This window comes from Streptomyces sp. NPDC054757 (genome assembly GCF_053612185.1).
In genome coordinates this window covers 22137-34631 of sequence record NZ_JBSHBW010000031.1, presented here as the reverse complement: position 1 = coordinate 34631, position 12495 = coordinate 22137, and the positions used below count along the sequence as shown (strand labels likewise).

At 71.5% G+C, this 12495-nt stretch carries 10 protein-coding genes; 4 read left to right on the top strand and 6 right to left on the bottom strand.

Going from position 1 to position 12495, the window contains the following annotated elements; translation table 11 throughout:
- Positions 1 to 7: 7 nt before the first annotated feature.
- The 4 genes from ACWGKJ_RS28710 to argC form a co-directional block, all read right to left on the bottom strand.
- Positions 8 to 1192: an acetylornithine transaminase gene (locus ACWGKJ_RS28710; RefSeq protein WP_385029203.1), complete on the bottom strand. Its 1185-nt coding sequence runs from the start codon at positions 1190 to 1192 to the stop codon at positions 8 to 10.
- On the bottom strand, positions 1189 to 2148 hold the full coding sequence (gene argB, locus ACWGKJ_RS28705) for an acetylglutamate kinase (RefSeq protein WP_385029200.1): 960 nt from the start codon (positions 2146 to 2148) through the stop codon (positions 1189 to 1191). Before argB ends, ACWGKJ_RS28710 begins: the two co-directional genes overlap by 4 nt.
- Positions 2145 to 3296 carry a bifunctional glutamate N-acetyltransferase/amino-acid acetyltransferase ArgJ gene (gene argJ / locus ACWGKJ_RS28700; protein ID WP_385029197.1) on the bottom strand — a complete coding sequence of 384 codons (1152 nt, stop codon included), beginning with the start codon at positions 3294 to 3296 and terminating at the stop codon, positions 2145 to 2147. The genes argB and argJ overlap by 4 nt, the downstream gene beginning before the upstream one ends.
- 127 nt (positions 3297 to 3423) lie before the next feature.
- The gene (gene argC, locus ACWGKJ_RS28695; protein WP_385029194.1) at positions 3424 to 4452 is read right to left on the bottom strand and encodes an N-acetyl-gamma-glutamyl-phosphate reductase; all 1029 of its coding nucleotides are present in this window, start codon (positions 4450 to 4452) and stop codon (positions 3424 to 3426) included.
- Positions 4453 to 5022: 570 nt separating this feature from the next.
- Here argC and ACWGKJ_RS28690 point away from each other — a divergent pair.
- From ACWGKJ_RS28690 to ACWGKJ_RS28680, 3 genes are all read left to right on the top strand, one after another.
- Positions 5023 to 6294, top strand: coding sequence for a PP2C family protein-serine/threonine phosphatase (locus ACWGKJ_RS28690; protein WP_385029191.1), 1272 nt, complete (start codon positions 5023 to 5025; stop codon positions 6292 to 6294).
- A complete protein-coding gene (locus ACWGKJ_RS28685) occupies positions 6291 to 6650 on the top strand; it encodes an STAS domain-containing protein (protein WP_385029188.1) in 360 nt (119 codons plus the stop codon). The genes ACWGKJ_RS28690 and ACWGKJ_RS28685 overlap by 4 nt, the downstream gene beginning before the upstream one ends.
- A gap of 210 nt (positions 6651 to 6860) precedes the next feature.
- A complete protein-coding gene (locus tag ACWGKJ_RS28680) occupies positions 6861 to 8657 on the top strand; it encodes a sel1 repeat family protein (protein WP_385029185.1) in 1797 nt (598 codons plus the stop codon).
- Positions 8658 to 8858: 201 nt separating this feature from the next.
- On the opposite strand, the gene ACWGKJ_RS28675 is transcribed toward ACWGKJ_RS28680, so the two are convergent.
- Positions 8859 to 11249 carry an ATP-binding cassette domain-containing protein gene (locus ACWGKJ_RS28675; protein WP_385029182.1) on the bottom strand — a complete coding sequence of 797 codons (2391 nt, stop codon included), beginning with the start codon at positions 11247 to 11249 and terminating at the stop codon, positions 8859 to 8861.
- Between the two features lie 78 nt (positions 11250 to 11327).
- Positions 11328 to 11711 (bottom strand): VOC family protein, encoded by a 384-nt coding sequence (locus tag ACWGKJ_RS28670; protein ID WP_385029179.1) that lies wholly within the window; start codon positions 11709 to 11711, stop codon positions 11328 to 11330.
- A gap of 205 nt (positions 11712 to 11916) precedes the next feature.
- On the opposite strand from ACWGKJ_RS28670, the gene ACWGKJ_RS28665 reads away from it, so the two are divergent.
- Positions 11917 to 12423 carry an SRPBCC family protein gene (locus ACWGKJ_RS28665; protein ID WP_385029176.1) on the top strand — a complete coding sequence of 169 codons (507 nt, stop codon included), beginning with the start codon at positions 11917 to 11919 and terminating at the stop codon, positions 12421 to 12423.
- Positions 12424 to 12495 lie beyond the last annotated feature (72 nt).

The following is a 12495-nucleotide window of genomic DNA, read 5'->3' as shown; positions in this document are numbered from 1 at the left end:
CTGCGGATCACTCTTCCCCGTTGGCCTGGTCGAGAACGCCGGGCAGGGCCTGGAGGAACGCGTCCACCTCGCGGTCACCGATGATCAGCGGCGGCATCAGCCGTACGACATCGGGGCCGGTCACGTTCACCAGGAAGCCTGCGTCCTGAGCCGCCCGCTGCACCTGGGGCGCGCGGGACCCGGTGAGCACGATACCCAGCAGCAGTCCGGCACCGCGGACATGGCCGACCAGGGGGTGTCCCAGCGCCTCGATTCCGGTGCGCAGCTTCTCGCCCGTCCGCTTCACCCGGTCGAGGATCCCGTCCGCGTGGATCGTGTCGAGCACGGCGAGTCCCGCGGCGCACGCCACCGGGTTGCCGCCGAAGGTCGAGCCGTGGTGGCCGGCCTGCAGCAGTTCGGCAGCCGCCCCGAAGGCCACCACCGCGCCCAGCGGGAGTCCGCCGCCGAGGCCCTTGGCGAGGGTGACGACATCGGGGTCGACGCCCTCGTGCGCCTGGTGCTCGAACCAGTGGCCGGTGCGCCCGATGCCCGTCTGCACCTCGTCGAGTACCAGCAGGGTGCCGGTGGCGCGGGTGATCTCCCGGGCCTTCCGGAGGTAGTCGGCGGGCGGTACGACGACGCCGTTCTCACCCTGGACGGGTTCGATGATCACGAAGGCGGTGTTCTCGGTGACGACCGCGCGCAGCGCCTCCGCGTCGCCGTACGGGACATGGGTGACCACACCGGGGAGCGGCTCGAAGCCGTTCTGCTTGCCGGGCTGTCCGGTGAGCGAGAGCGCGCCCATGGTCCGGCCGTGGAAGGCGCCCTGGGTGGCGACCATATGGGTGCGGCCGGTGAGCCGGCCGATCTTGAAGGCGGCCTCGTTGGCCTCGGCACCGGAGTTGGCGAAGTACACCCGGCCGTCCCGGCCGAACGCCTGGAGCAGCCGTTCGGCAAGGGCGACCGGCGGTTCGGCGATGAAGAGGTTGGAGACATGGCCGAGCGCGGCGATCTGCCCCGAGACGGCCTCGACGACCGCGGGGTGGGCATGGCCCAGCGCGTTGACCGCGATACCGCCGACGAAGTCGGTGTATGCGGTTCCGTCCGCGTCCCACACGGTGGCGCCCTCGCCGCGCACCAGGGAGAGCTTCGGCGTGCCGTAGTTGTCCATCAGAGCGCCCTGCCAGCGCTGTGCGAGTTCCTGGTTGCTCATGACTCCCCCTCGGTGGCGCCAGTGGTTGCGGTGTGGGTGCCCGGTACGGCGTCCGCGCCCGGCGCGACGTCCGCGTCCGGTACGACCATCGTGCCGATGCCCTCGTCGGTGAAGATCTCCAGCAGGATCGAGTGCTGGGCCCGCCCGTCGATGACGCGGGCGGTGTTGACCCCGTTGCGTACGGCGAAGAGACAGCCCTGCATCTTGGGCACCATGCCGCTGGCCAGCTCCGGGAGGAGCTTCTCCAGCTGCTTCGCGGTGAGCCTGCTGATGACGTCGTCGCTGTTCGGCCAGTCCTCGTAGAGGCCCTCGACATCGGTGAGGACCATCAGGGTCTCGGCGTTCAGCGCTGCGGCCAGGGCGGCGGCCGCGGTGTCGGCGTTGACGTTGAAGACGTGGTGGTCGTCGGCGCTGCGGGCGATGGAGGAGACGACGGGGATACGGCCGTCGTCGAGCAGCGCCTGGAGCGCGCCGATGTCGATGCCGGTGATCTCGCCGACCCGGCCGATGTCGACGGACTCGCCGTCGATCTCCGGGAAGTGCTGGACGGCGGTGATCGTGTTGGCGTCCTCGCCCGTCATACCGACCGCGAACGGGCCGTGCTGGTTGAGCAGTCCGACCAGTTCACGCTGGACCTGGCCGGCGAGGACCATCCGTACGACGTCCATCGCCTCGGGCGTCGTCACCCGCAGTCCGGCCTTGAACTCGCTGACCAGGCCGTGCCGGTCGAGCTGTGCGCTGATCTGCGGGCCGCCGCCGTGCACGACGACGGGCCGAAGGCCCGCGTGCCGCAGGAAGACGACGTCCTGGGCGAAGGCGGCCTTCAGCTCCTCGTCGACCATGGCGTTGCCGCCGAACTTGATCACGACGGTCTTGCCGTGATGGCGCGTCAGCCAGGGCAGGGCCTCGATGAGGGTCTGCGCCTTGGGGAGCGCGGTGTGCTTGCGGGCGCTCATGAGCTGTACGCGCTGTTCTCGTGGACGTAGTCGGCGGTGAGGTCGTTGGCCCAGATCACGGCCGACTCTCCGCCCGCCGCGAGGTCCGCGGTGATGGTGACCTCGCGGTACCGCATGTCGACCAGGTCGCGGTCCTCGCCGACGGAGCCCTTCTTGCAGACCCAGACGCCGTTGATGGCGACATTGAGCTCGTCGGGCTCGAAGGCGGCGGACGTGGTGCCGATCGCGGAGAGCACCCGGCCCCAGTTGGGGTCCTCGCCGTGGATGGCGCACTTCAGCAGGTTGTTACGGGCGATGGAGCGGCCCACCTCGACGGCGTCGTCCTCGCTCGCGGCGTTGACCACCTCGATCCGGATGTCCTTGCTGGCCCCTTCGGCGTCGCCGATCAGCTGGCGGGCCAGGTCGGCGCAGACCGTACGGACGGCCTCGGCGAACTCCGCCTCACCGGGCACCACTTCGGAGGCGCCGGAGGCGAGCAGCAGCACCGTGTCGTTGGTGGACATGCAGCCGTCCGAGTCGACCCGGTCGAAGGTCGTACGGGTGGCGGCGCGCAGCGCCCGGTCCAGGACCGGGCTCTCCAGGTCGGCGTCGGTGGTGAGCACGACGAGCATGGTGGCGAGGCCGGGGGCGAGCATGCCGGCGCCCTTGGCCATCCCGCCGACGGTCCAGCCGTCGCCGCCCGCGACCGCGGTCTTGTGGACGGTGTCGGTGGTCTTGATGGCGATGGCGGCCTTCTCACCGCCGTGCGCGGAGAGCTCGGCCGCGGCCCGCTCGATGCCGGGCAGCAGCTTGTCCATGGGCAGCGGCAGGCCGATGAGCCCGGTCGAGGCGACCGCGACCTCGCCCGCGTTGCCACCGAGGGTCGCGGCCACCTTCTCGGCGGTGGCGTGGGTGTCCTGGAATCCCCTGGGCCCGGTACAGGCGTTGGCACCACCGGAGTTGAGGACCACGGCCCCGACGGTGCCGCCCTTGAGCACCTGCTCGGACCAGAGGACCGGTGCGGCCTTGACGCGGTTGGAGGTGAAGACTCCCGCGGCGGCCAGCCGGGGCCCGGCGTTGGCCACGAGGGCCAGGTCCGGTCCGCCGCTCTCCTTGATCCCAGCGGCGATACCCGCCGCCGTGAATCCCTTCGCTGCCGTGACGCTCACTGCATCTCCTCGTTGGCCCCGCCGCTGTGGCGGCTCGTGTCACTGCCGGCCGCGCTGCGCTGCGCCGCGGCCTCTGTCTGATGGTGCCGTCCGGCGGCTGCCCGGCCCGCCGCCGGGCGCGCGCCGCTCACGGCGCCAGTCCGATGGTGGAAAGCCCCCGGTCCTCGGGGAGTCCGAGTGCGATGTTCATGCTCTGCAGGGCGCCGCCCGCGGTGCCCTTGGTGAGGTTGTCGATGGCGCTGATGGCGACGATCCGGCCGGCGGCGGCGTCGTACGCGACCTGGATCTGTACCGCGTTGGAGCCGTACACGGCGCCGGTCGACGGCCACAGCCCCTCGGGCAGCAGCTCGATGAACGGCTCGTCGGCGAGGGCCTTCGCGTAAGCCGCGCGGACCGCCCCGGCGCTCACCCCCGGCCTGGCCTTCGCGGTGCAGGTGGCGAGGATGCCGCGCGGCATGGGCGCGAGGGTCGGGGTGAACGAGACGGTGACCGGCTCGCCCGCGGCGGCGCTGAGGTTCTGGATCATCTCGGGGGTGTGCCGGTGGCCGCCGCCGACGCCGTACGGGGACATCGAGCCCATCACCTCGGAGCCGAGCAGATGCGGCTTGGCCGCCTTGCCCGCCCCGGACGTACCGGAGGCGGCGACGACCACCGCTTCGGGCTCGGCGAGACCGGCCGCGTAGGCCGGGAAGAGCGCGAGGGAGACCGCTGTCGGATAGCAGCCGGGGACGGCGATCCGCTTCGTCCCGGCGAGCCCGGTACGCCCGCCCGGCAGCTCGGGCAGACCGTACGGCCAGGTCCCGGCGTGCGGGGAGCCGTAGAACCGCTCCCAGTCCGCGGGGTCCTTCAGCCGGAAGTCGGCGCCCATGTCAACGACGAGGACGTCGTCCCCGAGCTGCTCGGCGACGGCGGCGGACTGCCCGTGCGGCAGGGCGAGAAAGACGACGTCGTGACCGGCGAGAACATCCGCGGTGGTCGGCTGGAGCACCCGCCCGGCCAGCGGCCGCAGATGCGGCTGCAGGGCGCCGAGCGCCTGGCCGGCGTTGGAGTTGCCGGTGAGCGCGCCGATCTCCATATCCGGGTGGCCGAGCAGCAGACGGAGAAGCTCCCCGCCGGCGTATCCGCTTGCCCCTGCCACCGCTGCACGTACCGCCACCGAAACCTCCTCGTTGATGGCATGACTATACGCAATGCTGCACTTTTATGCAATGGCGTCCGGGGCGCATCGGCGCGCTGTGCAGCGGTGGGAGTTCTCTCCGCTGCGTCCCCACGGGATGCGGTGCTCTCGCGGGAAGGGGCCGACCCGCGAGGCCTGGCATCGCGTCGGAACGGGCACCGCAGTAGCGGCACCGGAGCCCGGTTCGGGAGGCCCCCGAGTCGCTGTGCGAAGCGAACGTTCTCCGTCCTGCGTCCTGCCGGGCTCGTGGCGGTTCAGCCCCCGGCGATTCGTCCTCCGGACGCGCAGCCGATCCTGATCGAGACGCGACCGCTCCGGAGCGGTCTGCGAGAATGGCCGGCATGGATGTGCGGAGCAGGGACCACCTGACGGTGACCGGGCCGACCGGTGGACCGGGCGGCCCGTCCCGGCTGGTCGGGCGCTGTGGCTCCGGTGACCATGAGTGACCCCGAAGCGGCCGGAGACGGGCTCGGAGCCGGGCACGGCAGGGCACTGCCCCCGGCCGGCGACCCCGGAGGAGACCGCCGCGTTCGCCGGAGCCGCCCGGTGATGTCCACGGCCGACGACAGGAAAGAAGACCAGGACCCCGCCAAGGACCAGGCGCCGGTGGACGATGAGGAGGCCCGGTTCTCCGCGCTGCTGGAGGACAGCGTCGAGGACCTCTACGAACACGCGCCCTGCGGCTATCTCTCCACCCTTCTGGACGGCCGGATCGCGAAGGTCAACGCCACCCTGCTTGGCTGGCTCGGCTACGAGCGCGATGATCTGGTGGGCCACAGGCACTTCTCCGATCTGCTGACCGTGGGCGGACGGATCTACCACGAGACCCACTTCGCACCGCAGCTGCGGATGCAGGGCGAGATCAGCGGCATCGCACTGGAGCTCAAGGCCGCCGACGGCTCCCGTCTGCCGGTCATGATCACCTCGACGGTGAAAACGGGGAGCGACGGACAGCCGCTCCTGATCCGTACCACCGTCTTCGACGCCCGCGACCGCCGCGCCTACGAAACCGAACTGCTCCGCGCCCGCCGGGAAGCCGACGAGGAACGCGACCGCCTGAAGCTCCTGAACACCACCCTGCAGAACACCCTGCTGCCGCCGGCCCTGGCGAACGTGCCCGGCCTGGACGTCGCCGCGCACTACCACATCGCCTCGATCGACGAGGTCGGCGGCGACTTCTACGACCTTTTCCCCTTGGCCGCGGGCACCTGGGGCCTGTTCCTGGGCGATGTGTGCGGAAAGGGCGCCGCCGCGGCGGCCGTGACCTCACTGGCGCGCTACACCCTGCGCGCCGCCGCCGTCTACGACCCGGATCCAGCGGCGGTGCTCGGCAATCTCAACACGGTCCTGAACCACGAGTACAACGGCACGGATCCTCGCTTCTGCACCGTCATCTTCGGCCTGCTCACCCCCGACCCCGACCGGGGAGGCTTCCGTATCACCCTGGCCAGCGGCGGCCACCCGCCGGCCCTGCTGATGCGTATGGACGGGACCGCCGACTTCCTGCCCACCCCTGGCGGGCAGCTCATAGGCGTCCTGCCCGACGCCGACATCGTCACCACCACCGTCCACCTCTCACCCGGCGACACCCTGCTGCTGCACACCGACGGCCTGACCGAGGCACACACCGCCGCCGGTGGCGGGGGCCGCTACGGCGACGACGCCCTCCTCGACTTCGGCCACGCCCTGGCGCCCACCACCGCCTCGGACACGATCGGCGCGATCCGCGACCTGCTCGACACCTTCGGCACCGGCGTGGACGACGACACCGCTGTCCTGGCCGTCCACGTTCCCCGACCTATCAGTGAAGAGCAGCAGTGACCAAGACACTGACCTTCCGAACCCGCGCCACCACCACCGGAGCAGTCATCGAACTCACCGGAGAGCTGGACCACCACACCATGGCCGAGGTCCGTGCGGCGCTTTCCGGGATCACCCTGCGTACGGGCCAGCAACTCGTCCTCGACCTCGAAGCGCTCACGTTCTGCGACTCCAGCGGTATCTCCATGCTCATCGCCGCCCGCAACCACGCCCTGGCGGCCGGCGCGACCATCGCGCTGGCCGCCGTCCCCGCCCGCGTCGCCCGGGTCTTCCGCGTCGTCGGCCTGGCCCAGGTCTTCCCCACTCACCCCACCGCGCAGGACGCCGAGGACGCCTGGCACACCGCCTCGGGCTGACCTGCCGAAACGATTCCTGAAGAAGGCCACTCCAGACCCGCGGCCAAGGAGCAGGGACGTCAGCCGGGCCCGCCCGGCCGTTCGGGGGCCGTCTGAGCGACTCGGCCACACGCACCCGGCGGGGCGGGACAGCGCCGGCGTGCCGGTCCTCGCCGGGCGGCAACGCCCATCGGCCGACCGGCCCTTGGCGCCGCCTGGCACGATGCGGTCATGACGCAGGACATACAGACCCGTGGAGAGGCGCTCGTCACGGCCGCCCTGGCCGGGGACGCCGAGACCGCCCGCCGGCACACCGACTTCTTCGTGCTGCGCGGGTACGTGGACGAAGGCATCCCGTACTGGGAGCGGGCCGTGGCGGCGGGCGACGCCTTCTCGCACTACACCCTGGCCCGGTACCGGAAGATCCGGGGCGACCGGCGGGCGGCGGAAGCGCTCTACCGCGCCGTCGCCGCACGGCACCCCGGGTGCGCCCACGGCCTGGGCACACTGCTCCGCGAGGAGGGTGATCCGGAGGCCGCCGTCTGGTTCCGCCACGGCTGGGAGGAAGGGCGCGACCTCGACTGCAAGATCGAACTCGGCAGGCTCATCGCGGCCGGGGGGCGGCTCGACGAGGCGGCGGAGTTCCTGAGGAGCGGCATCGAACTGGGCGATGTCGCGGTCCTGCGCTGGGTCCGGCTCTTCGAGTCGGTTCGCGAGGACCTCGACCGTGTCGCGGCGGGGCTCGATGCCGCCGAGGCCACCGGGGACGCCGGGGACGCCGGGGCCACCGGGGACGCCGGGGCCACCGGGGCCACCGGGGACGCCGGGGCCACCGGGGCCACCGGGGACGCCGGGGCCACCGGGGCCACCGGGGCCACCGGGGACGCAGAGGAAGGGGACGCCGCCGCCGAGGCGCTGGGCCCGCTCCTCGACATGGAACAGCATTTCCGCGACTACCCGGGGCTGACGGCCGAGGCCGTCGGCTACTACCGCAGGGCTTCCGCGCTCAGCGCCGCCGCCCGCGTGGACCATGCCGTGTTCCTGACGGAGACCGGTGGAGAGGCCTCCTGGCCCGAGGCCCGGGCTCTGTTGCTCCAGGCCCACGAGGACGGCGACGAGGGCGCCGCGTACACGCTCGGTGTCCTGCACGAGCGGCGCGGCGACTTCGCGGACGCCGAGCGCTGGTACGTCGTCGCGGCGGCCCGCGGGCAGCAGCCGGCCCAGTGGAACCTGGGGCTCCTGTGCCGACGGCAGCGGCGGTACGAGGAGGCCGAACACTGGTTCCGGGAGGTCGGCGACGACGACGAGGACGTCGTCGAGCAGCTCGCCGGGATCGCCGCCGTCCGGGCGGGAGGTGACGTCGCCCCCGGCAAGGACCTGCGCCGGCTGCCCGGGCTGCGGGAGCGGGCCGAGGCGGGCGACGTGCACGCCTCGTACGCGTACGGGAAGATCCTCGGCGACTGGGGCGGCGCGGACGAACGCCATCTGGTCCGCTGGATCGAGCCCGCCGCGCTGGCCGGTGATCCCCAGGCCGCGTACGACCTCGCGGAGCTGTACAACACGCTGTACCGGGCCGTGGAGCGCGACCAGTGGTACCGGAAGGCCGCCGACGCCGGCCACCACGACGCGTGCGGTCGGATGGGGTGGCTCTCGGAGTACCACCGGGACCACCAGGAGGCCGAGCGCTGGTATGTGCGCGCGGCCGGTGACGGGTCCACGCTCCACCGCACGCACGCGGGCAGGCTGAAGGCCCAGCGCGGCGCGTACACCGAGGCGGAGCCCTTTCTCCGTACGGCCTGGGAGCAGGGCGGCGACTCCGTGTACAGGACCGAGGCCGCCGGGTACTACGGACTGGTGCTCCACCGGCTGGGCCGCCTCGCGGAGGCCGTCGAGCCGCTGCGGGCCGCCGCCGCACGCTGGGACGAAGATGTGCGCCCCCGCTACAGCCCGGACGACCTGGCCGTACTGTCCCGGACGGTCGACCCGGACGAGGAGTTGGCGAAAGTGGAGGCGGCGCTGACGGCGTGACACCACCGGCGGGCCCGACGGATGGCGCCTGCACGCCCGCCCGCGGGCCGCCGTCCCGACGCCGCCGGAGGGCGAGCCGGGGCGGGCGTCCGCACCCGTACACGGACACGCGGCCGGGGCGGGCCGCCGCACCCATACCCCCGTACCCGCCCACCGGACGCGTACGTCAGGCCCCTACGTCAGATACGTCAGACGCGCACGTCAGACCCGTACGTACGCCGCGAGGTGCTCCCCGGTGAGCGTGGAGCGGTCGGCGACCAGCTCGGACGGGGTGCCTTCGAAGACGACGCGTCCGCCGTCGTGCCCGGCGCCCGGGCCGAGGTCGATGATCCAGTCGGCGTGCGCCATCACCGCCTGGTGGTGCTCGACGACGATGACCGACTTACCGGAGTCCACCAGCCGGTCCAGCAGGCCGAGCAGCTGCTCGACATCGGCGAGATGCAGCCCGGCGGTCGGCTCGTCCAGTACGTAGACACCGCCCCTGTCGGCCATGTGCGTGGCCAGCTTGAGCCGCTGCCGCTCGCCGCCGGAGAGAGTGGTGAGCGGCTGGCCGAGAGTGAGATAGCCGAGCCCGACATCGTCGAGCCGGGTGAGGACGGCGTGTGCGGCCGGGGTCCGCGCCTCGCCCTCGCCGAAGAACCTCTCGGCCTCGGCCACCGACATCGCGAGCACTTCGCTGATGTCACGGCCGCCGAGATGGTGGTCGAGCACCGACGCCTCGAACCGCTTCCCCTCGCACACCTCGCAGACGGTGGCGACGCCCGCCATCATCGCCAGGTCGGTGTAGACCACTCCGGCGCCGTTGCAGTGGGGGCACGCGCCCTCGGAGTTGGCGCTGAAGAGCGCCGGTTTCACGCCGTTGGCCTTGGCGAACGCCTTGCGGATCGGGTCGAGGAGTCCGGTGTACGTGGCCGGGTTGCTCCGCCGTGAACCGCGGATCGGCTCCTGTCCGACCGACACCACCCCCTCGTCGGCGCGGACCGACCCGTGCACGAGGGAGCTCTTGCCGGAGCCTGCGACCCCGGTGACGACGGTGAGGACCCCGAGCGGGATGTCGACATCGACGTCGCGCAGGTTGTGTGCCCTCGCTCCGCGGATCTCCAGTTTCCCGGTGGGGGTCCGCACCTTCTCCTTGAGGGCGGACCGGTCGTCGAAATGGCGGCCGGTGAGGGTGGAGCCGGCCCGCAGTTCCGCGACAGTGCCCTCGAAGCAGACGGTGCCGCCCTCCGTACCCGCGCCGGGGCCGAGGTCGACCACATGGTCGGCGATCGCGATCGTCTCCGGCTTGTGCTCCACGACGAGCACCGTGTTGCCGTTGTCCCGAAGCCGCAGCAGCAGGTCGTTCATCCGCCGGATGTCGTGGGGGTGCAGGCCGATGGTCGGCTCGTCGAAGACGTAGGTCACATCGGTGAGCGAGGAGCCGAGATGGCGGACCAGCTTCACACGCTGCGCCTCACCGCCCGACAGCGAGCCCGACGGCCGGTCGAGCGAGAGATAACCGAGACCGATCTCCACGAACGAGTCGAGGGTCTGCCGCAGTTTCGTGAGGAGCGGCGCGACCGAGGGGTCGTCGACTCCGCGCGCCCACGCGGCCAGGTCGCTGATCTGCATCGCGCACACGTCGGCGATGCTGGTCCCGGCGATTTTCGACGACCGGGCCGCCTCGGCGAGCCTGGTGCCGTCGCACTCGGGGCAGACCGTGAAGGTGACCGCCCGGTCCACGAACGCCCTGATGTGCGGCTGCATCGCCTCCCGGTCCTTGGAGAGCATCGACTTCTGGACCCGGGGGACGAGCCCCTCGTAGGTCATGTTGATGCCCTCGATCTTCATCCTGGTCGGCTCGCGGTGGAGGAAGTCGTGCAGCTCCTTCTTGGTGTACTTGCGGATCGGCTTCTGCGGGTCGTAGAAGCCCGAGCTGCTGTAGAGCCGGTAGTTCCAGCCGCCCGCCTTGTAGCCGGGGACGGTGATGGCGCCGTCGGCGAGCGACTTGGAGTCGTCGAAGAGCTGGGCCAGGTCGATGTCGGTGACCGTGCCGCGGCCTTCGCAGCGCGGGCACATACCGCCGGTGACACTGAAGCTGCGCCGTTCCTTGACGGTCCTTCCGCCGCGCTCCATGGTGACCGCGCCCGCCCCGCTGACCGACGCGACGTTGAAGGAGAAGGCCTGGGGTGAGCCGATGTGCGGCTTGCCGAGCCGGCTGAAGAGGATGCGCAGCATCGCGTTGGCGTCGGTCGCGGTGCCGACGGTGGAGCGCGGGTCCGCACCGAGCCTCTGCTGGTCCACGATGATCGCGGTCGTCAGCCCTTCGAGTACGTCGGCGTCGGGCCGCCCCAGCGTCGGCATGAAGCCCTGCACGAAGGCGCTGTACGTCTCGTTGATCAGCCGCTGGGACTCGGCGGCGACCGTGCCGAACACCAGCGAGCTCTTGCCCGAGCCGGACACTCCGGTGAACACCGTCAGCCGGCGCTTCGGGATCTCGACGCTGACGTCCTTGAGGTTGTTCACCCGCGCACCGTGTACGCGGATCAGACCGTGGCTGTCGGCAACGTGCGGCGCGGGCGGCTGTGCGCCCTTCCCCGTCCTCTGGGCCATGCTTACCGTCTCTCCATCTTTCTCTCCGTCTTTCGTCTCCGTAAGTGCCAGGTCTCCGTAAGTGCCAGGGGGCGCGGCTCACGGGTCCTGGAGCAGCCCCAGCACATTACCGTCGGGGTCGGTGACGGTGGCCACCAGACGGCCCCCGCCGACGTCGTGCGCGGGCTCCTTCACGACGGCGCCCGCTGCGGTCACCTCGGCGAGCTTCGCCTCGATGTCCGGGACGTGCCAGTAGGCCACCGGCGCCGTCATCCCCTGCTGCGCGCCGCCCGGCACCAGCCCGATGTGCTGGCCCGCGACCTCGAAGCCGACGTAGTACGACTCGTCGGCCTGCGGCGGTACGCCGAGGAGGGCGGTGTAGACCGGCTTGGCGGCGGCGAGGTCGGAAACGGGGTGCAGAACGGTCTTGATCCCCTGGGTCGCGGAACCGGCGGAGCCGGCGGAGTCCGCAGAGCTGGTCATGGTCACTCCTGTGGTCGGACTGGTCGTGGACCGCTGTGGTCAGACTGGTCGTGGACCGCGTCCACCCCGGTGCGGGGACGCGATGTCCATGCTGGTCACGCTAGTGCGGGCGACCGAACCGTGCTTCTTGATTCCTGATCGGTTCCGGGTGCTGACACCGTTACTACCGACCGGTAGGGTCGGGGGCCCGAAGAACGGAGCCGCCATGCCCCGCACATTCTCCGTGTCCGGCAGCATCGTCGTCGATGCCCCGCCATCAGTGGTGTACGAGCAGGTCAGCAACCCCGCACGAATGGGACGGTGGAGTCCGGAGAACCTCGGGGCGACGCTGCGCGAGCCGGAGGGCACCGCGTTCACCGGCATGGTCTTCGACGGGCACAACAAACGCGGAGCCTTCCGCTGGACGACCCGCTGCACGGTGACCGCAGCCGACCCCGGCGAACGGTTCGCCTTCCGGGTACACGCCATCGGGATCAGGCGGCCCCGGCTGCGCGGCCCCATCGCCACCTGGGAGTACCGCTTCGAGAGCGCCGCCACGGGCACGAAGGTCACCGAGACCTGGACGGACGACCGGCGCCGCTGGCCGGACCCGGTGGCCAACGCCTTCGACCGGATCGCGACCCGCGGCCAGGTCTTCGCGGTGTTCCAGCAGAAGAACATCCGGACCACGCTGCACAACCTCAAGGCCGCCCTGGAGGCCCCATCGGGCTGAGGGACGGGCGACGCCGGAGCCGGGCCAGGACATCGCCGCAGCTGCCCGACGGACCGGACGGGGGCCGTCCGC